General features: G+C 67.8%; 20 protein-coding genes. 11 read left to right on the top strand and 9 right to left on the bottom strand.

The window, feature by feature from the left end:
- The 8 genes from VDQ18_RS14025 to VDQ18_RS13990 form a co-directional block, all read right to left on the bottom strand.
- Positions 1–2,426: FAD-dependent oxidoreductase (locus VDQ18_RS14025; protein WP_323021545.1), on the bottom strand; the 2,426-nt coding region annotated here is incomplete at its 3' end.
- Between the two features lie 186 nt (positions 2,427–2,612).
- A complete protein-coding gene (locus VDQ18_RS14020) occupies positions 2,613–3,548 on the bottom strand; it encodes an ABC transporter substrate-binding protein (RefSeq protein ID WP_323021546.1) in 936 nt (311 codons plus the stop codon).
- A gap of 33 nt (positions 3,549–3,581) precedes the next feature.
- Entirely contained in the window at positions 3,582–4,580 is a 999-nt protein-coding gene (locus VDQ18_RS14015) for an ABC transporter permease (protein WP_323021544.1), read from the bottom strand.
- Positions 4,577–6,106: a sugar ABC transporter ATP-binding protein gene (locus tag VDQ18_RS14010; protein ID WP_323021543.1), complete on the bottom strand. Its 1,530-nt coding sequence runs from the start codon at positions 6,104–6,106 to the stop codon at positions 4,577–4,579. Before VDQ18_RS14010 ends, VDQ18_RS14015 begins: the two co-directional genes overlap by 4 nt.
- Complete coding sequence (locus VDQ18_RS14005; RefSeq protein WP_323021542.1) at positions 6,106–7,281, bottom strand: Gfo/Idh/MocA family oxidoreductase; 1,176 nt, start codon at positions 7,279–7,281, stop codon at positions 6,106–6,108. Before VDQ18_RS14005 ends, VDQ18_RS14010 begins: the two co-directional genes overlap by 1 nt.
- A gap of 10 nt (positions 7,282–7,291) precedes the next feature.
- Complete coding sequence (locus VDQ18_RS14000) at positions 7,292–8,344, bottom strand: sugar phosphate isomerase/epimerase (protein WP_323021541.1); 1,053 nt, start codon at positions 8,342–8,344, stop codon at positions 7,292–7,294.
- A complete protein-coding gene (locus VDQ18_RS13995; protein ID WP_323021540.1) occupies positions 8,341–9,450 on the bottom strand; it encodes a LacI family DNA-binding transcriptional regulator in 1,110 nt (369 codons plus the stop codon). The genes VDQ18_RS14000 and VDQ18_RS13995 overlap by 4 nt, the downstream gene beginning before the upstream one ends.
- 208 nt (positions 9,451–9,658) lie before the next feature.
- The gene (locus VDQ18_RS13990; RefSeq protein WP_323021539.1) at positions 9,659–10,711 is read right to left on the bottom strand and encodes a LacI family DNA-binding transcriptional regulator; all 1,053 of its coding nucleotides are present in this window, start codon (positions 10,709–10,711) and stop codon (positions 9,659–9,661) included.
- Between the two features lie 257 nt (positions 10,712–10,968).
- Between VDQ18_RS13990 and araD the strand changes: the two genes are divergently transcribed.
- From araD to VDQ18_RS13970, 4 genes are read left to right on the top strand one after another with little or no spacing between them, the layout of a single operon-like run.
- Complete coding sequence (gene araD / locus VDQ18_RS13985) at positions 10,969–12,708, top strand: L-arabinonate dehydratase (protein WP_323021538.1); 1,740 nt, start codon at positions 10,969–10,971, stop codon at positions 12,706–12,708.
- Positions 12,708–13,607 (top strand): dihydrodipicolinate synthase family protein, encoded by a 900-nt coding sequence (locus VDQ18_RS13980; protein ID WP_323021537.1) that lies wholly within the window; start codon positions 12,708–12,710, stop codon positions 13,605–13,607. The genes araD and VDQ18_RS13980 overlap by 1 nt, the downstream gene beginning before the upstream one ends.
- 7 nt (positions 13,608–13,614) lie before the next feature.
- Entirely contained in the window at positions 13,615–14,340 is a 726-nt protein-coding gene (locus VDQ18_RS13975; protein WP_323021536.1) for a ribonuclease activity regulator RraA, read from the top strand.
- Positions 14,337–15,854, top strand: a complete 1,518-nt coding sequence (locus VDQ18_RS13970) for an aldehyde dehydrogenase (NADP(+)) (RefSeq protein WP_323021535.1) — start codon at positions 14,337–14,339, stop codon at positions 15,852–15,854. The genes VDQ18_RS13975 and VDQ18_RS13970 overlap by 4 nt, the downstream gene beginning before the upstream one ends.
- 4 nt (positions 15,855–15,858) lie before the next feature.
- Here the strand turns inward: VDQ18_RS13970 and VDQ18_RS13965 are convergent, their stop codons facing one another.
- Entirely contained in the window at positions 15,859–16,800 is a 942-nt protein-coding gene (locus tag VDQ18_RS13965; protein ID WP_323021534.1) for a LysR family transcriptional regulator, read from the bottom strand.
- A 100-nt stretch (positions 16,801–16,900) separates the two neighbouring features.
- On the opposite strand from VDQ18_RS13965, the gene VDQ18_RS13960 reads away from it, so the two are divergent.
- From VDQ18_RS13960 to VDQ18_RS13930, 7 genes are all read left to right on the top strand, one after another.
- Positions 16,901–17,878, top strand: a complete 978-nt coding sequence (locus tag VDQ18_RS13960; RefSeq protein ID WP_323021533.1) for a tripartite tricarboxylate transporter substrate binding protein — start codon at positions 16,901–16,903, stop codon at positions 17,876–17,878.
- A gap of 79 nt (positions 17,879–17,957) precedes the next feature.
- Positions 17,958–18,797 carry an MBL fold metallo-hydrolase gene (locus VDQ18_RS13955; RefSeq protein ID WP_323021532.1) on the top strand — a complete coding sequence of 280 codons (840 nt, stop codon included), beginning with the start codon at positions 17,958–17,960 and terminating at the stop codon, positions 18,795–18,797.
- On the top strand, positions 18,794–19,711 hold the full coding sequence (locus VDQ18_RS13950; protein WP_323021531.1) for an alpha/beta hydrolase fold domain-containing protein: 918 nt from the start codon (positions 18,794–18,796) through the stop codon (positions 19,709–19,711). Before VDQ18_RS13955 ends, VDQ18_RS13950 begins: the two co-directional genes overlap by 4 nt.
- Before the next feature lie 36 nt (positions 19,712–19,747).
- Positions 19,748–20,704 (top strand): tripartite tricarboxylate transporter substrate binding protein, encoded by a 957-nt coding sequence (locus VDQ18_RS13945; protein WP_323021530.1) that lies wholly within the window; start codon positions 19,748–19,750, stop codon positions 20,702–20,704.
- A 54-nt stretch (positions 20,705–20,758) separates the two neighbouring features.
- Positions 20,759–21,205, top strand: a complete 447-nt coding sequence (locus VDQ18_RS13940) for a tripartite tricarboxylate transporter TctB family protein (protein ID WP_323021529.1) — start codon at positions 20,759–20,761, stop codon at positions 21,203–21,205.
- A gap of 10 nt (positions 21,206–21,215) precedes the next feature.
- A complete protein-coding gene (locus tag VDQ18_RS13935) occupies positions 21,216–22,709 on the top strand; it encodes a tripartite tricarboxylate transporter permease (protein ID WP_323021528.1) in 1,494 nt (497 codons plus the stop codon).
- 151 nt (positions 22,710–22,860) lie between these two features.
- The coding region (locus VDQ18_RS13930) for a TGS domain-containing protein (protein ID WP_323021527.1) at positions 22,861–23,668 on the top strand (808 nt) is incomplete at its 3' end.

The following is a 23,668-nucleotide window of genomic DNA, read 5'->3' as shown; positions in this document are numbered from 1 at the left end:
AGCTGGATCTTCACCTTCAGCTTCGTCCCGACCTCGGCCAGCGCGGGTTCGACATAGCCCATGCCGATCTGCTTGCCGAAGGCCACCGACCAGCCGCCCGAGGTCAGGCGGCCGACCTTGCGGCCGTCGAGAAGCAGCGCTTCTTTCCCCCAGGGGTCGGTGTCCGCCGGGCCATCGATCAGCAGCGTCACGCATTTCGAGCGGATGCCGGTGTCGAGCATCGCCTGCTTGCCGCGGAAGTCCTTGGTCAGGTCGATGAAGCGGTCGAGACCGGCCTCGGCGGGCGTCGCGTCGCGGCCGAGTTCGGTGCCGAAGGCGCGGTAGCTCTTCTCCTGCCGCAGCCAGTTCTGGGCGCGGGCGCCGACCGGCTTCAGACCGTGCTTTTCGCCGGCTTTCATCAGCAGATCCCAGAGGTAGCGGCCGAATTCGATGGGATAATGCAGCTCCCAGCCCAGTTCGCCGGTATAGGCCACGCGGATGGCGCGGACCGGGCACATGCCGAGTTCGATGTCGCGGTAGCTGAGCCAGGGGAAGCGCTTGTTCGACAGCGCGGTTTTCGGGTTCGCGTCCTTGACGATCTCATTGAGGATCGCCCGAGCGTTCGGGCCGGCCAGCGCATAGACACCCCATTGCGTGGTGATGTCGTGGCAGTCGACATAATCGCCACCGGCGGCGCGGAAATCCTCGATGGCTTTCAGCAGGTAATCGGCGTCATAGGCGGTCCAGGCACCGGCCGAGATCAGGTAATACTCGTCGTCCTTCAACCGGACGATGGTGTATTCGGTGCGGGTGGTGCCGGCGTCGGTCAGGGCGTAGGTCAGGTTGATGCGGCCGACCTTGGGCAGCTTGTTGCAGGTGAAATGGTCGAGGAAGGCGGTCGCGCCCGGGCCGCGCACCAGGTGCTTGGTGAAGGCCGAGGCGTCGATGATGCCGCAGGTCTCGCGCACGGCTTTCGCCTCGGCCTCGGCGTATTGCCACCAGGCGCCGCGGCGGAACGAGCGGCTGTTGTGGTCGAAATCGGCGGGGGCACCGACGGGACCGTAATAGTTCGGGCGTTCCCAGCCGTTGACCTGGCCCATCTGCGCGCCAAGGGCGATCTGGCGGTCATAGGCCGGGGCGGTGCGCAGCGGGCGGCAGGCTTCGCGTTCCTCATCCGGGTGGTGCAGGATGAAGACGTGCTCGTAGCATTCCTCGTTCTTGCGGGCCGCGTATTCGGTGGTCATCCACGCGCCGTAACGCTTGGGATCGAGCGAGGCCATGTCGATCTCGGCTTCGCCTTCGGTGATGAGCTGGGCGAGGTAATGGCCGGTGCCGCCGGCGGCGGTGATGCCGAAGGAGAAGCCCTCGGCCAGCCACATGTTCCTGAGGCCCGGGGCGGGGCCGACCAGCGGGTTGCCGTCCGGGGTGTAGCAGATCGGGCCGTTGAAATCGTCCTTGAGGCCCGCGGTTTCCGAGGTCGGAATCCGGTGGATCATCGACATGTATTCTTCCTCGATCCGCTCCAGATCCAGCTGGAACAGGTCGGCGCGGAAGCTTTCCGGGACGTCATAGAGGAAGCGGGCGGGCGCGTTCCGCTCGTAGGGGCCGAGGATCCAGCCGCCGCGTTCCTCGCGCACGTACCATTTGGCGTCGGCGTCGCGCAGGACCGGGTGTTCCGGGTTGCCGGCCGCGCGCCACTTTTGCAGGGCGGGGTCGGGTTCGGTGACGATGTACTGGTGTTCGACCGGGATCGCCGGGATCTTGATGCCCAGAAGGCGCGCGGTGCGCTGGGCGTGGTTGCCGGTGGCGGTGACCACATGCTCGGCGCGGATCTCGAATTTCTCGTCGGACGGAATCAGCATGCCGCCCTTGTCGACCATGCGGGTGCAGGAGACGATCCATTCGTCGCCGGTCCAGAAATAGCTGTCGACCTGCACCTTGCGCTCGATATGCGCGCCGTGCTGCCGGGCGCCCTTGGCCATGGCCTGGGTCACGTCGGCGGGGTTGATGTAGCCGTCCTGGGGATGGAAGAGCGCGCCTTTCAGGTCCTCGGTGCGCACCAGCGGCCAGCGGTCCTTGATCTGCGACGGCGTCAGGAATTCATGGTAGACTCCGGCGGTTTCGGCCACGGACGAATAGAGCATGTATTCGTCCATGCGGTCAGCGGTCTGGGCCATGCGCAGGTTGCCGCAGACCGAGAAACCGGCGTTGAGGCCGGTCTCGGCCTCGAGCGACTTGTAGAAATCCACCGAATACTTGTGGATGTGGGTCGTGGCGTAGCTCATGTTGAAGAGGGGCAGCAGACCCGCCGCGTGCCAGGTCGAGCCCGAGGTCAGCTCGTCGCGTTCCACCAGCATCGTGTCCCAGCCCGCCTTGGCCAGGTGATAGGCGATGCCGGTGCCGACCGCACCGCCGCCGACGACAAGGGCTCTCACATGGGTTTTCATGGCGCAGGGCTCCGCTGACTATTTGGCCTTGGTTTCGCAGGTTATGCGGGGGCGCGATGAAAGGCACCCGACCGATGGCGGCGCGAAAGCGACAAGCCCCGGGCTGTGCATGGGGCGTGGCCGAGGGCCGGACAGGCAAAGGCCCGGCAGACAGCGCTGCCGGGCCGGTTTGCCGTGAGGGTCCGATCAGAACGGGCTGTCGGCGAAGTAGAAATCTTCCGCGTTCTCAGGGGTGACCAGCACCGAGCCGATGATGAACTCGCCCGCGACCGGCGCGTTCGAGGTCAGGCCGACCGCGGTCAGTTCGATGGCGGTGGCGATCATCGCCGGCGGGTAGGTGACGTTCGCCGGGATCATCGGGTCGCCGTCCCGGGTGCGGGCGATCATCTCTTTCATGCCGGCGCCGCCCAGCACGAACTGGATGTCGGTGCGGCCCGCGGCCTCGATGGCGGCCAGAACGCCCAGCGCCATGTCATCGTCCGAGGCCCAGACCGCGTCGATGTTGGGGAAGCGCGACAGGAAGTCCTGCATCACCTCGAAGCTGGTGTCGCGGTTCCAGTTGCCGTGTTCGGCGGCCAGAACGTTGATGTTCGAGCCTTCGATCGCGGCCATGAAATTGTCGACGCGCTCGTTGTCGATGGTCGAGGCGATGCCGCGGAAGACCACGATATCCCCGCCCTCGGGCATGGCCGAGACCATGTATTCGCCCGAGACGCGGCCGAAGCCCGGGTTGTCGCCCGCGACGTAGAGATCCTCGATCCCCTCGACCGAGAGGCCTCGGTCAACCACCGTGACCCAGATCCCGGCGTCCGCGACGGCTTGCACCGGGGCGGTCAGGGGCTCGGATTCGAAGGGCAGGACGACCAGCGCGCTGATGTTGCGGGTGGCGACCATATCCTCGATATCATTGACCTGCCGTGCCGGGTCCGAGGCGGTGGCGAGCACGAAGTCGAGCTCGGGATAGACCTCTTCCAGCCGGTTTATGGCGTCCTGCGCGAAGAAGTTCATCCCGCCGGCCCAGCCATGCGTCGCCGCCGGGATCGACACGCCGATCACCTGCGTCTGGGCAATGGCCGAACCCGTCATCAGGGCCAGCGCCGTCGCGCCGAGGGTCATTTTCATGAAGGTCATTTTCTCTCTCCTCCCTAAGGGGCGTCAGTTCGACGCCTTTCTTCCGCGCTGCAAGATCACAGCGAGAACGATGATGACCCCCTGGATCGCGCCGTTGAGATAGGGCGAGACCAGCGAGGTCAGATTCAGGATGTTGTCGATGAGGCTGAGGATCAGCACGCCGATCACCGTGCCCCAGACGCGGCCGAAGCCGCCTTTCAGCACCGTGCCGCCGATGATCACCGCGGCAATCGCCTCCAGCTCCCACAGCACGCCGGTCGAGGACGAAGCCGAGCCGAGGCGGGGCACGTAGAGGATGGTGGCGATGCCGACCAGAAGGCCCAGCATGACATAGGTGACCAACCGCACCCGGGCTACGCTGATGCCGGAATAATGCGAGACATGCTCGTTGCTGCCGACCGCGGCGGCGTGGCGCCCGAAGGAGGTGCGGCTCATGACGATCTCGCCGATGATGACCACCAGGGCGAAGACGATGATCGGCCAGGTGACGCCGAGGATGCCTTCGAAATAGATCGGCCGGATGAAGCGGCGCAGTTCGAAGTTCAGGGACAGCGTGCCGCCATCGGCCAGCCAGGTCACGAGGCTGCGGTAGATGCCCATGGAGCCCAAGGTGACGATGAAGGCCTCGATCCCCAGTTTGGTGATCAAAAGCCCGTTCAAAAGGCCGGCGCAGAGCCCCGCCAGCAGCGCCACGCCCATGCCCAGCAGGACCAGCGGCAGGCCGATCCCCAGCGTGGGCAGGGCCGCGTTCATCACCAGGATCATCAGCCCCGCGACGAAGGCCGCCATGGAGCCCACCGACAGGTCGAGCCCGCCCGCGGTGATGACGAAGGTCATGCCGACGGCGATGATGCCGATGAAGGCCGAGCGCGCCAGCACGTTCGTCACATTGGCGGCGCTGAGGAAGTTCGAGTTGAGGGAGGCGCCCAGCACGATCAGCAGGACCAGCGCCAGGACCGGGCCGATCACCGTCATCGGGGGCAGGGTGAAGCCTCGGCGGGGCGGGGCGGTGGTGTCGCTCATGCTGGGACCTCTGGGGCCGTCTCGGCGGCCGACTTGCCGTCGCTCACGCCAAGCGCGAGGCGGACGATGGAATCTTCGGAAAGCGCCGCGCCCGACAGGATCCCCATCTGCCGCCCGGCCCGCATCACCAGGATGCGGTCGGCGAGGCCGATGAGTTCCTGCATCTCGGACGAGATGACGATGATCGCGTGGCCAAGGGCGGCAAGGCGGCGCAGGAAGGCGTAGATCTGCTGCTTGGTGCCGATGTCGATGCCGCGGGTGGGTTCGTCCACAACCAGGATCTGCGGTTCGGACAGCATGATCTTGGCCAGCAGCAGTTTCTGCTGGTTCCCGCCCGACAGGTTGCCGACCCGGACCGTGCGGCTGCCGCGGATGTCGAAAGCCTTGATCGCCTGATCCAGCGCCCGGTCCTCGGCCTTGCGGTCGATCAGCAGGCCGGTGAAATCCCCCAGCGCCTGAAGCGTCAGGTTCGGCCGCATCGGCATGTCGAGGAGGAGGCCGCGCAATTTGCGGTCCTCGGTCAGGTAGCACAGCCGCTGGGCCAGCGCGTCGGCGGGTTTGCGGATGGTGACGGGTTTGCCGTTGATTTCCGTGGTGCCGGAGGTCTTCGGCCGGATGCCGCACAGGCCCTCCATCGCCTCGGTCCGGCCGGCGCCGACCAGACCGGCAAGGCCGAGGATCTCGCCCTGGTGCAGGTCGAAACCGATCCCCTGGGCGAAGCGCGGGACGCTCAGGTCGCGGACCTTCAGCACCACCGGCGCATTGGCCGGGACGCCGGGCTTGGCCGGGTACAGGTCCGACATCTCGCGCCCGACCATGGCGGTGGCCATGCCGTCCTCGGTGATCTGGTCGGCGGGGCCGGAATGGACGACCGAGCCGTCGCGCATGATCGTCACCCGGTCGGCCAGCCGCGCCACTTCATCGAGCTTGTGCGAGGTGAACAGGATCGCCGTGCCCGCCGTGCGCAGGGCATCGACCTGGGCGAACAGGATTTCCACCTCGCGCGAGGTCAGCACGGCCGTCGGCTCGTCCATGATCAGCACGCGGGCATTGCGCGACAGCGCCTTGGCGATCTCGACCATCTGCTTTTCGGAATTGGACAGCCGCGAGACGATGGTATCGGGATCGACCGTGCAATTGACGCGCGCAAGATACTCGCGGCTCAGCCGCCGCATCTGCGCCTTGTCCAGCAGGAGCCCCTTCCTGAGTTCCCGGCCGAGGAAGATGTTCTGTTCGACGGTCAGCTGCTCGGCCAGGGCGAATTCCTGGTGGATCATGATGATCCCGGCGCTTTCGCCGTCATGGGGGGAGTGGAAATGCGTTTCCGCCCCATCCAGCAGGATGCGCCCGGCGCTGGCGGGCTGATAGCCCGCCAGGATCTTCATCGCCGTGGATTTGCCCGCGCCGTTCTCGCCCAGAAGCGCGTGCACCTCGCCCGGGGCCAGGTCCAGGTCGATGCCGTGCAGCACCTCCACCGGGCCGAAGCTGCGGCGTATCCCCCGGAGCGAGAGGATCGGATCTGCCATCAGAGCCTCACCCAGGCGGCATTCCCGCGCGACGACTCGACGCAGGCGCGGACGAAGTTCATCCCGGCCATGCCGTCGGCGATGCCGGGCAGCAGGCCCATCGCGTCCTCACGGCTGGTGCCTCCCTCGACGGCGCGGATGGCGTCGGCGGCGCTGGCGTAGAGGGTGGCGAAGGCCTCGAGATACCCTTCCGGGTGCCCGGACGGGATGCGGCTGACGGCGGCCGCTTCGGGCCAGATGCCCGCACCGCCGCGCTGGATCTGCTGCTTGGGCTGGCCCTGCGGGGTGAACCACAGGACGTTGGGCTCTTCCTGCGACCACTCAAGCCCGCCTTTCTCGCCATAGACCCGCAGCCGGAGGCCGTTCTCATGCCCGGGCGCCACCTGCGAGCACCAGAGCATCCCGCGCGCGCCCTCGGCAAAGCGCAGCATGACATGGCCGTTGTCGTCGAGCTGCCGCCCGGGGCCGAAGGATTGCAGATCGGCGGCCAGTTCCTGCGCGGCGAGCCCGGTCACGAAACAGGCGAGGTTATAGGCATGCGTCCCGATATCGCCCGTGGCCCCGCCCGCGCCGGACCGCGCCGGATCGGTGCGCCAGACGGCCTGCTTGTTGGTGCCGTCAGCCTCGACACTCTCGGTCATCCAGCCCTGCGGGTATTCCACCTGCACGACGCGGATCTTGCCGATCTGACCGGCCGCGACCATGGCGCGGGCCTGCCGGACCATCGGGTAGCCGGTGTAATTGTGGGTCAGGATGAAAAGCGCGCCCGAGGCCTTGACCGCCGCTTCCAGCGCGGCGGCATCCTGCATCGTCGAGGTCAGCGGCTTGTCGCAGATCACATGGATGCCGCGCTCAAGGAAGGCCTTGGCGGCGGGGTAATGCATGTGGTTCGGCGTCACGATCGACACGGCGCGGATGCCGTCGGGGCGGGCGGCCTCGGCCTCGGCCATCTCGGCGAAGCTGCCGTAGGTGCGGGCGGGATCGAGCCCCAGCGCGGCGCCCGAGGCGCGGGCTTTTTCCGGCGTCGAGGACAGGGCCCCCGCCACCAGCGAGAAGCGGTCGTCGATGCGGGCGGCGATGCGGTGCACGCCGCCGATGAAGGCATCCGCCCCGCCGCCGACCATGCCCAGCGGAATCCGGCCCGAAAGGGTTTCCTTGCGTCCTTCGATGGTCATGATCGCCCCCTCACAGACCCAGCATGCGGCGGTTGGCGGCATCATCCGTGCCGCCATCGGCGAAATCGTCGAAGGCCTTGTCGGTCACGCGGATGATGTGGTTCTTCACGAACTCGGCCCCCTCGCGCGCCCCGTCCTCGGGGTGTTTCAGGCAGCATTCCCATTCCACGACCGCCCAGCCGTCGAAATCATTGGCCGCCATTTTCGAGAAGACCGCGCCGAAATCGACCTGCCCGTCGCCGAGGCTGCGGAAACGCCCGGCCCGGTTCACCCAGGACTGATAGCCGCCATAGACGCCCTGCCGCCCGGTCGGGTTGAACTCGGCATCCTTGACGTGGAACATGCGGATCCGGTCCTTGTAGATGTCGATATTGTCCAGATAATCAAGGCATTGCAGGACGTAATGCGACGGGTCGTAAAGCATGTTTGCCCGGGCGTGATTGCCGACGCGTTCGAGGAACATCTCGTAGCTCACGCCGTCGTGCAGATCCTCGCCCGGGTGGATCTCGTAGCAGATGTCCACGCCGCATTCCTCGGCATGGTCCAGGATCGGGCGCCAGCGGCGGGCCAGTTCGTCGAAGGCCATCTCGACCAGACCGGCGGGGCGCTGCGGCCAGGGGTAGAGATAGGGCCAGGCCAGCGCGCCCGAGAAGGACGCCATGGCGGTGAGGCCCAGGTTCTTCGAAGCGGAGAGCGCCAGCTTCACCTGCTCGACCGCCCATTCCTGCCGCGCGGTCGCATTGCCGCGCACAGACGGGTCGGCGAAACCGTCGAAACCGATGTCATAGGCCGGGTGGACGGCGACCAGCTGGCCTTGCAGGTGGGTCGAGAGTTCGGTGACGGTGACGCCGTTGGCCTCGGCCACGCCCTTCAGCTCGTCGCAATAATCCTTGCTGGACGCGGCCTTCTTCAGGTCGATGAAGCCCGAGACCCAGGACGGGACCTGCACCCCCTTGTAGCCGATGCTGCCCGCCCATTTGGTGATGTTGTCCCAGCTGTCGAACGGCGCAGTGTCGCCCGCGAATTGCGCCAGAAACAGCGCCGGTCCCTTGATGGTCTTCATGTCAATCCTCCTTGGCGCCCGGGGGGCGCGGTGGTGTGGTCGAGCCCGGCCGCCTCCAGCAGGGCGCTGTCCTCGGGTTCGGGCATGTTGTCCTGAAAGATGATGGCCGGGATGATCGGCCGGATCGGCGCGGCGGGCAGCCGGTCCGAGATCTGCCGCATGGTGGCGAGGGCCAGCGCGATCTCGGCCCCGGGGCGCTGGTCGATCACCACGTCGAAATTGCCCGAGCCCAGCGCCTCGCGCGTGCGGGGGGTGAGTTCGTGGACGATGACGACGGGGCGACGGTCGGTGCCCTCGAACCGGGCCAGCGCCCGGGCAAGGCCGCTGTTGCCGGCGCCGAGGCTGTAGATGCCCGAGATCGCCTCGCCCCGGTCGAACAGGCGTTCGAGCGCCTGTTCCACCAGTTCGGCGCGGTCGCGGCCCTCGAATTCGGGCAGAAGCGCGATCTGGGGAAAATCCTGCGCCAGGATGGCGCGGAAGCCCGCCAGACGCTCGCGGTGGTCGCGGGCGGTGAGCGAGCCGAGGACCGGCAGCACGCGGCCGGGGCCCCGCGCATGCGCCAGCCCCATCAGCCGCGCGGCGGTGCGCCCGGCCGAGGAATTGTCGATGCCGACATAGGCGTGGCGGGCGGAATCGGGCATGTCCGAGACCAGCGTCACCACGGCGACCCCGGCGGCGGTCAGCTCGGCGACGGCGGCGGCCACCTCGGGACTGTCGATGCCGACCAAAGCGATGCCGTCGGGCGGCGACAAGGCGAGGGCGCGCAGCACGGCGACGAGCGAGGGCGCGTCGAAGGCCGCGACATCCTCGATCCTGAGTTCGGTCTTTTCCAGCCGAAGCCGGGGCGCGACGGCGCCGAGGATCATGCGCAGATGCAGGAAGAAGGCGTTGGTGCCGGTCGGGATGACGAAGACGAAGCGGTAGACGCGCCCCTGCGACAGGTTCGCGGCCGCGACATTGCGGACATAGCCCAGATCGGCAATCGCCTGGCGCACGCGGTCGGCGCGGGCATCGGCCACGCCGCCCCGCGCGTTCACCACGCGGTCGGCGGTGGCATAGCTCACGCCAGCCCGCCGCGCGACATCCGCCAGCGTCGGTGCTTTCATCGAATCCTCCCTCAGCTCAGGCTAGGGATGGAATTGATAGACGTCAATCATTTTGGCAAAGCAGGCGCCGGATTCCGGGAATATATCCAGAAATCAGAATATTACTGGTGGAATGGAGCGGGTGTGTGCGGGGCAGGGGCCTCGCGTCCTGCGCGAGTCGCTGCTGGCGTAGGATGGGCAATATTGCCCATCCTACAGGGGCCGCGCCTCAGGCGGATTCGCGGTCGACCAGTGCGAAGCCCACGTCGATCACCTGCCGCTCGGGTGCCGCGCCGCCGATCCGCGTCAGCAGCGCCTGCGCCGCCGCCCGGCCCAGCGCGTCCCGGTTGACCCGCACCGTGGTCAGCGTGGGCGAGAGCGCCGCCGCCATCTCCTGATCGCCGAAGCCCATCACCGCCACCCGGCCCGGCACCGCAAGCCCGCGCGCCGCCAGTTCGATCAGCGCGCCCTCGGCCAGCACGTCCGAGCTGGCGGCGATGATCGCGCCGTCGCCATCGGCGAAGCCTTCGTCCAGCAGCGCCGCGGTCAGCGCCCGGCCACCGGCGAGGCTGGCGGGGGCGTCGCCCCGGATCGGCACCGGCCCCTCGCCCCCCGCCTGGGCAAAGCGCTCGGCAAAGGCCGCGCCCCGCCGCAGCGCCCGTTCGTCGCCCGCGGTGATGAAGGCCGCCCGCCGGTAGCCCTTGGCGCGGGCGTACTCGGCCATCGCCCGCCCGGCCTCGGGGTGCGAGAAGCCGACGCAGAGGTCGATCGGCGTGTCGGTGATGTCCCAGACCTCGACCACCGGGACGCCTGCGCCCAGCAGCATGCGGCGCGTGCGGTCGGCGTGGTGCACGCCGGTCAGTAGCATGGCGTCGGGGCGGCGCGAGAGATGTGCCTCGACCGTCGCCGCCTCGTCCTCGCGGTCGAATCCGGTCTCGGACAGCAGGATCTGGTAGCCCCGCGCCCGCAATTCGGCGCTGAAGGTGGCGAGCATGCCGGAATAGACGATGTTGGTGATCGAGGGGACCAGCGCCGAGATCAGCATGGATTTCTTCGACGCCAGCGCCCCGGCCAGCGCATTGGGCACGAAGCCGGTGGCGGCGATGGCCTCCTGGATGCGGCTCAGCGTCTCGGGCGAGACCTTGGACGGGTCCGACAGCGCGCGCGAGACGGTCACCTGGCTGACGCCTGCCATCCGGCCCACGGTCTCCATGGTGATGCGGCGGGCCGGGCTGCGGGCCTCGGTCGTCGGTGGGGGCTGGAGGGGCGGCCTGCGCGTCATGCGGGCATATTCCTTGGATCGGTGGCATGGCGCAAGGTCGGGCGGCGGGGCAATCCCTCCCGGTCGGGGATCGGTCCGACGGGAGGGTGTTCGTTTCTATGTATGCGCTTTCATCTTCGTGATGCGCCCCTGAATTCTTCTGATTTTCTGAGGTAATCGGGAGAATGTCTCGGAATGGCGCGGACATCAAGGCCGTTGACAGCGATGAATGATTGCGCATACACAGCCGATGAATGCGAATACATGAGGTGCCTGCCTTGTTTCCGACCCGAAAATCCCCAGAGCAGCTGCGGTCCGCGCGCTGGTTCGCGCCGGATGACCTGCGCAGCTTCGGGCATCGCTCGCGGATGATGCAGCTGGGCTATTCCGAGGCCGATTTCATGGGGAAGCCGCTGATCGGCATCCTCAACACCTGGTCCGAGCTGAACACCTGCCACGCCCATTTCCGCGAGCGGGCGCAGGACGTGAAGCGCGGCGTGCTGGCGGCGGGGGGCTTCCCGGTGGAACTGCCCTCGCTCAGCGTTGACGAGAGTTTCACCAAGCCCACCTCGATGCTCTACCGCAACATGCTGGCGATGGAGACGGAGGAGATGATCCGCTCGCATCCGCTGGATGGCGTGGTGCTGATGGGCGGCTGCGACAAGACCACGCCGGGGCTGGTGATGGGCGCGATCACCGCCAATGTGCCGATGATCTACCTGCCGGCGGGGCCGATGCTGCGCGGCAATTACGCGGGGCAGAAGCTGGGGTCGGGCTCGGACGCCTGGAAATACTGGGACGAGCGCCGCGCGGGCAATATCACCGACGCCGAATGGCAGGGCTTGCAGGGCGGTATCGCCCGCTCGGCCGGGGTCTGCATGACGATGGGGACGGCCTCGACCATGACGGCGATTGCCGATGCCATGGGGCTGACGTTGCCCGGCGCTTCGTCGGTCCCGGCGGTGGATTCGGGCCACCAGCGCATGGCCGCCGATTGCGGGCGCCGCATCGTCGACATGGTGTGGGAGGACCTGACGCCCGACCGCATCGTCACCGAAGCCGCCGTGAAGAACGCCGCCATCGTCGCCATGGCGACCGGCTGTTCCACGAATGCCGTCGTCCACCTGATCGCCATGGCGCGCCGCGCGGGCGTCGACCTGACGCTCGATGACCTCGACGCGCTGGGCCGGGTCACGCCGCTGATCGCCAACGTCCGCCCCTCGGGCAAGGACTACCTGATGGAGGACTTCTTCTACGCCGGCGGGCTCCGTGCCCTGATGGCGCAGATCAGGGAGCGGCTGGATCTTTCCGCCCTCACCGTCACCGGCAAGTCGATGGGCGACAACCTCGAAGGCGCGAAGGTCTTCAACGACGACGTGATCCGTCCGCTGTCGAACCCGGTCTATAAGGAGGGCTCGCTGGCCGTGCTGCGCGGCAACCTGTGCCCCGATGGCGCGGTGATCAAGCCCGCCGCCTGCGATCCGAAGTACCATGTGCACGAAGGCCCGGCGCTGGTCTTCGACAGCTACGCCGAGATGAAGAAATTCGTCGATGACGAGAATGCCGAGGTCACCCCGGACCACGTCATGGTCCTGCGCAACGCGGGGCCGCTGGGCGGGCCGGGTTTCCCGGAATGGGGCATGCTGCCGATCCCCAAGGCGCTGATAAAGCAAGGCCATCGCGACATGCTGCGCATTTCGGACGCGCGGATGTCGGGCACCTCGTACGGGGCCTGCGTCCTGCATGTCGCGCCGGAAGGCTATGTCGGCGGGCCGCTCGCGCTCTTGAAGAACGGCGATATCATCCGCCTCGACCTCGCCGCGCGCCGTCTCGACATGCTGGTGCCCGAGGACGAGCTGAAGGCCCGCGCCGCCGCCTGGCGCGCGCCCGAACCCCGGTTCGAACGCGGCTGGGGCTGGATGTTCTCCAAGCACGTCACGCAGGCGGACAAGGGCTGCGACTTCGACTTCCTCGAACGCGGCTTCGGCAAGGCCGCGGGTGAACCGGAGATCTACTGATGCCCCTGACCCTCGACCAAGCCCTGACCGGCATTTCCGGCATCCTCGTCACCCCCTTCGACGACATGGGCGACGTGGCCCCTGCCCGCCTTGCACCGATCCTCGACCGCGCGCTGGCGGCCGGGCTGCACATGCCCGTCGTCAACGGCAACACCGGGGAGTTCTACGCGCTGACGACCGATGAGGCCGTGACGATGGTGCGGGAAGTGGCCGGTCTGGTCGCCGGTCGTGCGCCGCTGCTGGCTGGGGTTGGCCGCGGCCTGCGCGATGCGCAGCGGCTGGCGAAAGCTTCGGCCGAGGCCGGCGCGGCGGCCCTGATGATCCACCAGCCGCCTGATCCCTTCGTCAGCCCGCGCGGCATCCTCGACTACCTGAACGCGGTGTCGGATGCCTCGGGCGGGTTGCCGATGATGCTGTATCTGCGCAACGACACGATCGGCACCAAGAATATCGCCGCGCTCTGCGCCCTGCCCAACGTCAAGGGCGTGAAATGGGCGACTACCAACCCGATGAAACTGGCCGAGGCCAAGGCGGCCTGCGACCCCTCCATCGTCTGGGTCGGCGGACTGGCCGAGGTCTGGGCGCCCTCGTTCTACGCCGTCGGCGCGCGGGGCTTCACCTCGGGCCTGATCAACGTCTGGCCGGAACGCTCGCTGGCCATCCACGCGGCGCTGGAGGCCGGCGACTACGCCAGGGCCAACGCCCTCATCGCCGACATGCGCGTGTTCGAGGACATTCGCGCCGAGGAGATGGGCGGCACCAACGTCACCGGCGTGAAATCCGCGCTGATCGCCCAAGGCTACGATTGCGGCCCGACCCGCGCGCCCTCGGCCTGGCCGCTGACCGAGGACCAAAGTGCCCGCATGACCGGGTTCCTCAAAGACAACCGACTGATCTGAGGCAGACATGACCGACTACATTCTCTCCGACGCCACGCGCGAGAAACTGAGGAAGGTCTCGACCGCCTCGGTGGCGACGGCGCTCTACAAGCGGGGTCTGCGCCAGCAGTTCATCCAGGGCGCGCGTCCGGTGCAGACCGGCAAGGGCACGATGGTCGGCCAGGCCTTCACCCTGCGCTACATCCCCGCGCGCGAGGACCGCAACCCGATCACCGTCTTCCGCGACCCCGAGCACAAGCAGCGCGTCGCGATCGAGACCTGCCCGCCGGGCTGGGTGCTGGTGATGGACGCCCGAAAGGACGCCCGCGCGGCCACCGCGGGCTCGATCCTGATCACCCGGCTGGCCCTGCGCGGCGCCGCGGGCGTGGTCTCGGACGGCGGCTTCAGGGACGTGACCGGCATCGGCGCGCTGGACATGCCCTCCTATTGCGCGGGCCCCTCGGCGCCGACGAACCTGACGCTGCACGAGGCCATCGAGATCGGCGGCGCCATCTCCTGCGGCGATGCGCCGGTCTTTCCGGGCGACGTGCTGCTGGGTGACAACGACGGCGTCATGGTGATCCCGGCGCATCTGGCAGACGAGATCGCCGAGGAATGCACCGGCATGGAATCGTTTGAGGATTTCGTGCTGGAAGAGGTCAACGGCGGGGCGGCGGTGATCGGCCTTTACCCGGCGACCAAGGACGAGAACGTCGCCAAATATCAGGCGTGGCGCGAAAGGAACGGCCGATGAGCTATCACCCCCATGGCAAGCACCTGATCGCGGGTGAGCGGATCGCGACCGAGGCCACTTGGCAATCCTCGCCCGCCACCGGCCCGGCGCATGACTTCTCGACCGGCACGCCCGCGCTGGTCGCGCAGGCCTGCGAGGCCGCCGAGCGCGCCTTCTGGACCTTCGGGTACTCGTCCCGCGCGGAACGGGCGGCGCTGCTGCATGCCATCGCCGACGCCATCGAGGCCCAGGGCGCCGAAATCACCGATATCGGCACGCGCGAATCCGGCCTGCCCGCGGCGCGGCTTGAGGGCGAGCGGGGGCGGACCACCGGTCAGCTGCGGCTCTTTGCCGAGCATATCCTGAAGGGCGAGTATCTGGACCGCCGCTTTGACGCGGCGCTGCCCGACCGGCAGCCCGCGCCCCGGCCCGAATTGCGCATGATCCAGCGCCCCATCGGTCCGGTCGCGGTCTTCGGCGCGTCCAACTTCCCGCTGGCCTTTTCGGTCGCGGGCGGGGACACGGCAGCGGCGCTGGCGGCGGGCTGCCCGGTCGTGGTCAAGGGCCATTCGGCCCATCCCGGCACCGGCGAGATCGTCGCCGACGCCATCGCCGAGGCGCTGGCGGGGCAGGGGATGGACCCGGGTGTCTTCAGCCTGGTGCAGGGCGGCCGACGCGACGTGGGCGAGGCGCTGGTGCAGGATCCGCGCATCCGGGCGGTGGGGTTCACCGGCTCGCTGGGCGGCGGTCGCGCGCTCTTCGATCTCTGCGCGCGCAGGCCCGATCCGATCCCGTTCTTCGGCGAGCTGGGCTCGGTCAATCCGATGTTCTGCCTGCCCGCGGCCATGGCGGCCCGGGGCGCCGGGATCGCCCGCGGCTGGGCGGGCAGCCTGACCATGGGGGCGGGTCAGTTCTGCACCAGTCCGGGCATCGCCGTGGTGCTGGAGGGGCCCGAGGCCGAGACTTTCACGCATGAGGCGCGCGCGGCGCTCGAGGCGGTTCCACCGCAGGTGATGCTGACCGATGGCATAGCTAATGCTTATCGCAAAGGTCGGGATCGGCTGCGGGCTTCGCAGGGCGTGCGCGAGGTGCTGACCTCGGTCTGCGACCAGCGGAACGCGACGCCCACGCTCTATGAGGTCAGCGCCGACGACTGGCTGGCGAACCATGCGCTGGGCGAGGAAGTCTTCGGTCCCTTGGGCATGGTGCTGCGCTGCCGCGACGCCGATCAGATGCTCGAGGTGACCCGGGCGCTGGAGGGGCAACTGACCTGCACGCTGCATCTGGATGCGGGCGACACCGCACTCGCGCGCCGCCTGATGCCGGTACTGGAACGCAAGGCGGGGCGGCTTCTGGCCAATGGTTTCCCGACCGGGGTCGAGGTCTGCGACGCCATGGTCCATGGCGGGCCCTATCCGGCCTCCACCAATTTCGGCGCCACTTCGGTCGGCACGCTGTCGATCCGCCGCTTCCTCAGGCCGGTCTGCTACCAGAACCTGCCCGAGGCGTTGCTGCCCGCGGATCTGCTGGGCTGAGCCATCACGATGCGTCGCGCAGGGCCAGCAGGCTTTGCGCGACGAGCTTCAGCGACGGCGTGGCATCGGCCGGTTTCCAGTAGTAGCCCATCGGCTCGAGCGGCGCGTCGACGGGGAAGGGAAGCTCGACCAGCGAGCCGTCGGAAAGGCGCGGCAGCGCCACGCTGCGCGGGGACAGGCAGACCGCCGTCCCCGGGCGCAGCATCGACCACATCACCTCGGGGATGCGGGAAATCATGTTGATTTCCCTTAGGTTGTCCCAGCCATGCTCCTCGCGCAGCGCGTCGAACGCGTGCCGGGCCAGCGTCGCCACATGGTTTTGCAGCCAGATGCATTGCCCCAGATCGGCGGCCGTCACCACCGCCTTGCCGGCCAGCGGATGGCGCCTGCCCGCGACGATGATCGGCGCGTCGTCATAGCAGGAGACGAAGGTCCAGCCCTCGGGCACGACACGCAGGCGGCGGCAGAGGATGAGGTCGTAATCCTCGCCATTGAACGAGGCCGAGAGGCTCAGGCCCATCACCGTCTCGACCATCAATTGCAGCGTCGGATGCTGCTGGCTGAGGTCGGGCAGCAGCCGGTCCAGCAACGCCCCCACCCCCGCCACGGTCACCGCCACGCGCAGCGGCCCGCTGTCGCGGCGGATGCGGGTGGCGATGGCCTCGGCCCCTTCCTCCATCGCTGCCAGGATCCGTCGGGCGACCGGCAGCAGGTCCTCGGCCACCGGCGTCGGATCGACCCCGCGCGAGTGGCGCAGGAAGAGCCGGGTCTCCAGCAGCTGCTCCATCTCGGCCACCAGTTGGGTCATGGCGGGCTGGGTCATGCCCATGGCCTGCGCCGCCCGGGTCATCGACCGCAGGTCGTCCAGCACCACCAGCGCCTGCATGTGCCGCAGCCGCGCGCGGGTCGTCAGGCGCAGCAGGAGGGTCTGGGCGTTGAGCGCCATGCCAAAAGCTTTCCTTATACCTTGCCCTCATATCCAATTTCCCGAACGCGCCGGATGTCAATAGGCTGAAGGCCAGAGGAGAGGTCTGGGAGGACATATCATGACACAATTTCCGATCGCGCGCCGCAGCCTGCTGGCGCTGGCCGCCGCCACGCTGATGCTGCCGCAGGCGGCGCTGGCGCAGAGCTGGCCTTCGGGCTCGGTGCAGCTGGTGGTTCCGGCCCGGGCGGGCGGGGGCACCGATGCCGTCTCGCGCATCATCGCCGGTGCCTTGCAGGACCAGACCGGCCAGCCCTTCGTGGTGGTGAACAACCCGGGCGGCGGCGGTGTCGTCGCGGCCGAGGAAGTGCGCAACGCGACCCCCGACGGTCAGACGCTGCTGTTCTTCCACACCGGCGTCCTGGCCATGCATCACACCGGCTCCTACGCGCCCGACCCGATGACCGCCTTCACCGTCGCCGCCGAGATGGCGGTGGGCGGGACCTATGCCCTGGCCGTGGCTGCCGATTCGCCCTACCAGACGCTTCAGGATCTGGTGCAGGCCTCGATCGACAATCCCAACAGCGTGTCGATGGGCGTGCAGGTCCGCGGGTCCTCGCATTTCATGGCGGGGCTGCTGACCTCGGACAGCGGGGCGCGGTTCCGCATCGTCGATGCGGGGACGGACGCCGACAAGATGGTGCAGCTGCAGGGCCACCAGATCGACGCGGCGATGGTCAACACTCCGGGAACGCTGCAATATGTCCAGAATGGCGACCTGCGCGTGCTGGCCACGATCGGCAGCGACGCCGCGCGTGACCCGGTGCTGCCCGATGTGCCCTCGATGGTCGAGGCGGGCTATCCCAACGCGCTTTACGGCCTCGATTTCCTGATCATGGCGCCGGTCGGCACCGACCCGGCCGTGGTCCAGTCGATCCATGACGCCTTTGCCGCCGTGGTCGCGGACGAGGCGATCAACAGCCAGCTCACCGGCATGGGTTTCGCGCTGAGCATGGTGCCGCAGGACGCGATGCAGGCGCGGCTCGAAGGGATCGACGCCCGGGTCGCCGCGACCGCCGAGCTGCTGGGCCTCAACTGAGCCTTTTCTCCCCCCGAGACGGTGCGGGGCGGTTCGCCGCCCCGCGCATCCCCCCGTGACTGCTGAATGGACGATCCCGATGGCCCGCCGCCAACTGCCCCCGCTGCCCCTCGCCCCCCAAGACTGCCTGATCCAGGGCTGCGAACGTCCCTGGGAGGTGGCTGTCGATCCCTTCCCGGTCGCGCCCCGCACCTGGTATGTGGGCAACAACTGGGTCGGCGCCTATCTGCTGCAATCGACCGAGGGGCTGATCCTGATCGACACGACCATGCAGCCGCAGGTCTATCTGGTGTTCGAGGCGATCCGCAAACTGGGCTTCGACATCGCCGATCTGAAGCTGATTCTGGTCAGCCACATGCATTACGACCATCTGGGCGGTGTGCGTCCGCTGGTCGAGGCCTCGGGCGCCAAGGTGATGATGAGCCGCGAGGATTGGCAATTCCTCAACGACCGGCCGGATCAGCTGCTGAACGACGGCTATCCCTGGGGCCCGTTCGAGCCGGACGATTTCTATTCCGACAACCAGCCGGTCGTGTTCGGCGACCGGGTGATCCGCACGCTGCTGACCCCGGGCCACACGCCGGGCACCACCAGCTTCTTCTTCGAGGTCGAAGAGGGGGGCGAGACGCTGCTCGTGGGCATGCATGGCGGGATCGGGCTGATCACCGTGACCGACGAGTATCTGCGGGACAACAACCTGCCCTTCAGCCTGCAACAGGATTACCTCGAGTCGCTGCTCAGGCTGCGGGACATGCCGGTGGCGATCACGCTTGGCTCGCATCCCGCGCAGGTGGCGATGATGGACCGGGTCGACGACATCGCCGAGGGGCACAATCCCTTCGTCGACCGGGCGGTCTGGCCCCGGCTCATGGACCAGCGGATCGAGGGGATCCGCAAGATCCTGGAGAAAGCCGCATGACCGGCGCGGTGCCTGATTTCACGCTGCCCCAGGCCGAGCGGCTGGTGCTCGCCGGGCAGCTGCGTTCCACCAATCTGGTCGCGACGCAGATGACCCCGGAGTTGATGGCCGACCTCGACCTCTGCACGGCCGAGGAGCGATTCATCCCGACCCGGGTGGGAGACACGCGGATCGTCATCGTCACGCCCAAGGCGCCCGCCGCCGGGCCGCGGCCGGTCTTCGTCAACATCCATGGCGGTGGCTTCGTGCGCGGCTATCAGGAGCGGGACACGGTGTTCTGCGCCCATCTGGCGAGCCGTCTGGATGCGGTGGTGATCGACCTCGACTACCGGCTGGCGCCGGAACATCCGTTCCCGACGGCGCTCTTTGAAGGCTATGACATCACCGCCTGGGCCTTTGCCAATGCTGCCGCGCTGGGGGGGGATCCGGCGCGGATCGCCATCGGCGGCCATTCGGCGGGCGGAAACCTGACCGCCGCGATCTGCCTGATGGCGCAGGAGACGGGGGATTTCCGCGTGTTGGGGCAGCTGATGTCCTATCCGTTCCTCGATGGCGTCACCCCGCCCGAGGACAAGCTGGAACCGCAGTCAATCTTCCCCGCCGCGCGGCTGCACGCCTTCAACGTCTGCTACGCGGGCGTTGAAGCGAATTTGCGCAACCCGCTGTTGTCGCCGGTGCTGGCCTCGGATGCGGCGATCAAGGGATTGCCGCCCGCGCTGATCATCACCGCCGGGCTGGACCCGCTGCGCTTCGAGGCCCGCGCCTATGCCGTGCGGCTGGTCGAGGCGGGCAATGACGTGGTGGTCAAGGAATACGCCGACGCCGACCACGGCTTTCTGATCGCCTGCCACTCGCGGTTCCGCGAGGCCCGGGCGCTGATCATCGACTGGCTGCGCGCGATCTACGCGCAGTGACACCAGCAACGCCGACAACATTCGGGAGGACATGACATGAAACTGCAGACGTCCCTGGCCGCCGCCCTGGCGCTGGCCCTGACCGCCGGTGCCGCCAGCGCCCAGAGCTGGCCGAACGGCCCGATCCAGCTGATCATCCCCTCGCGCCCCGGGGGCGGCACCGACGTCATGGGCCGGATCTTCGCCGATTACCTGCAACGCCACACCGGTACGGCGGTGGCGGTCATCAACCAGCCCGAGGGCGGCGGCATCGTCGCGCAGGAGACGGTGCGCAACGCCGCGCCCGATGGCCAGACGCTGCTCTTCCAGCATACCGGCATGCTGGTCGGCATCCAGACCGGCCGCTACAATCACGGGCTGGACGACTTCACCGTGCTGGGCATCGCCCAATCCTATCCGCCGCAGGTCTTTGCCGTGGCGCCCGACGCGCCCTGGCAGACGATGCGCGAGTTCGTGGACGATGCCCGCGCTCATCCCGGGCAATACACGGTCGGCGTCTCGCTGGGGCAGGCCACGCATTTCATCGCCGGCACGATCATGATGAACGAGGGTGTTGACCTGCGCCTGGTCGAGGCCTCGGCCGAGGTCGACAAGGTCGCGGGCATCCAGGGCGGGCATATCACGCTGGGCAACCTGGGCGCGGGCTCGGCCCGTCAATACGTGACCGCGGGCGACATGCGGGTGCTCTGCATGGTCGATCCGACGCCCGACCCCGATTATCCCGAGTTCCAGACCTGCCTCGATCAGGGGGTGAACGTGTCCTGGATCGCGCCGCTTCTGGTGCTGGGCCCGGCGGGGATCGACCCGGCGGTCGCCGAAACCATCAATGCCGCGATTCAGGCCATGGGCGATGACCCGCAGGTCGCGCAGTCGCTGGCGGCGGCCGACAGCACCTTCGTTGCGCATTCGCTTGCAGAGGCCAATGCCATCGTCCAGCAGGAAGACCAGCATATCGCCGAGCTTGCACGCCACCTCGGCCTTGCGGCGCAGTGAACCCGGCGGGGCGGGCGGAGACACCGCGCGCCCCGACCCCGGCAGGAGAGAGACATGAACACCGACCGTCCCCTTGGCGCGGGTCTGCTGGCGCTCGGCGTGGCTGGCATCGCCGTGGCCTCGCAGATCACCGTGCGCACCTTCAACGACGACCCCGGCCCCAAGCTGTTCCCGATCTTTGCCTGCGCCATTCTGGTGATCTGCGGGCTGGGGCTGATCCTGACCAAGCCCGCCGACGAGGGCCGCAAGATGGACCCCGAGGCGATGATCCGCGGCCTCACCATGGCGGGGCTGCTGCTTTTCTACGCCCTGGCGCTGTGGCTCGTGGGCTTCTACCTCGCCAGTCTGAGCGCGGTCTTCGGCCTTTACTGGATCATCGCCGGACCCCAGCGCCGCGTCTGGTGGCGGGGCCTGATCTATGCCGCCGCGGTGACGGGATCGGTGCATCTGCTGTTCCACACCGCGCTCAACGCTTTCCTGCCCCGCGGCATCCTGTTCTGAGGACCCGGCCATGTTCGACACTTTCCTGTCGCTTCTGCAGCCCACAACGCTGCTGATCATCCTGGCCGCAACCGCGCTGGGCATCATCCTGGGGGCCATTCCGGGGCTTTCGGGCGGTCTGGGCGTGGCACTCTTGCTGCCCATCACCTTCGGCATGGACCCCCATATCGGCCTGGCCATGCTGGTCTCCATCTGGATCGGCGGCGTGTCGGGGGGGATGATCGGCTCGATCCTGCTGGGCATTCCCGGCTCTCCCTCCTCCATCGCCACGACTTTCGACGGCTACCCGATGACCCGCAACGGCGAGGCGGTCAAAGCCCTGGGCGCGGCCATCGTCGCCAGCTTCATCGGCACGGCCCTCTCGATCCTGATCGCCATGTTCCTGTCGCCCTTCATGGCGCGGATGGCGCTGAAACTGGGGCCGTGGGAGTATTTCTCGCTCGGGTTCTGCGCCATCGCGCTGGTCGCGGCGCTGGCCCGCGGGTCGATCTTTCACGGCATGGCGGCGGCGGCGCTGGGGCTCTTGCTGTCGACCGTCGGCTTCGCGCCGATCGACGGCTACGCGCGCTTCACCTTCGGCTCCATCTACCTGTCGGGCGGGATCGACCTGATCGCGCTGATGCTGGGCCTTTTCGCGCTGAAGCAGATCGTGCAGGACCATGCCCGCGGCGAGCAGCAGATCCCCGAGGTCGATGTCTCGCAGATCCGCGGCTTCGGCGTCACGCTCAGGGAATACATCGACAACGCCTGGAACATCTGCCGGTCCTTCATGATCGGGCTCTGGATCGGCTTCTTGCCCGGCATGGGCTCGGCCCTGTCCAACATGGTCGCCTATGCGCAGGCCAAATCCGCCTCCAAGCACCCCGAGAAATTCGGCAAGGGCTGCGTCGATGGCGTCTTCGCGTCCGAGACCTCGAACAACGCCTCGGTCGGTGGCGCGCTGATCCCGATGGTGGCGCTGGGCATCCCCGGGGACGGCACCACGGCGATCCTGCTGGGCGGGCTGATGATCCACGGGATCCAGGCCGGACCGCTCCTTTTCGCCAACAACCCCGATATCGTCTATGCGCTGTTCCTGACGGCGATCCTGGCCGCGGTCATTACGCTGGTGCTGCAATATTTCGGCATGCGGCTCTTCCCGGCGATCCTGAAGATCCCGTATCATTACCTCTATCCGGCCATCGTCGTGCTGGGCTTCATCGGCGTCTTCGTCGGCTCCTCGACCGCGTTCAACTACGTGCTGCTGCTGGGCTTCGCCGCGCTGGGCCTGTTGATGGACAAGGTGAAACTGCCGGTCGGCCCCTTCATCCTGGCCTTCATCCTGGGCCCGATGCTGGAGCTGAACCTGCGCCGCGGCATCACCTACACGGATGAGGGGGTCTGGCCGTTCTTCACCCGCCCGATCTCGGCCCTGCTGCTGGCGGTCGCGGCCTTCTCCATCGTCTGGCCCTATCTCTCGCCCTGGATCAAGGCGCGCCGGGCCGCGGTGCCGGGCAAGGAATAAGGGCGCGAGCCCTCGCCATGGCGCCGCTGCCCCACCCGGGCGGCGGCGTTTCCATGTAACGTTGACAAGCCCCGCGGCGCGCGGCACATAACCCCGACATAACCCGCAACCGGGCGTTCCGTGGGCGCCGAAACGACGAGGAGCTTGGCCGATGAGCCAGATTTCCCTTAAATTTCCCGATGGCAATGTGCGCGAGTATCCGGCTGGCATCACGCCCGCCGAGGTGGCGAAATCCATCGCGCCGTCGCTGGCCAAGGCCGCGATCTCGGCCCAGGTGAACGGCCAGCACTGGGATCTGGCCTGGCCGATCAAGGGCGACGCCAATATCTCGATCAACACGCTGAAGGATGACGGCCCGGCGCTGGAGCTGATCCGCCACGACCTCGCGCATATCATGGCCCGCGCCGTGCAGGCGCTCTGGCCCGATACGAAGGTCACGATCGGCCCGGTCCGCGACTATGGCTGGTTCTACGATTTCGACCGCGCCGAGCCCTTCACGCCCGAGGATCTGGGCGCCATCGAGGCCGAGATGAAGAAGATCATCAACGCCCGCGAGCCGGTCCGGACGGAAGTCTGGTCGCGCGCCGATGCCATCGCCTATTACGAACAGAACAACGAGCCCTACAAGGTCGAGCTGGTCAACCGCATCCCCGAGGATCAGGACCTGCGCATGTACTGGCACGGCGACTGGCAGGACCTCTGCCGGGGTCCGCATCTGCAGCACACGGGTCAGGTCCCGGCCGATGGCTTCAAGCTGACGCATGTCGCGGGGGCCTATTGGCTGGGTGATGCCTCGCGCCCGATGCTGCAGCGCATTTATGGCGTCGCCTTCAAGAACCGCGACGATCTGAAAGCCCATCTGCACATGCTGGAGGAAGCCGCCAAGCGCGACCACCGCAAGCTCGGCCGCGAGATGGACCTGTTCCACATGCAGGAAGAGGCCCCGGGCCAGATCTTCT

Origin of the sequence: Pararhodobacter sp. (assembly GCF_034676075.1) — a bacterium.
GTDB lineage: Bacteria > Pseudomonadota > Alphaproteobacteria > Rhodobacterales > Rhodobacteraceae > Pararhodobacter.
Note: the sequence above shows the minus strand (reverse complement) of the source record. Positions and strands in the feature narration are given on the sequence as shown.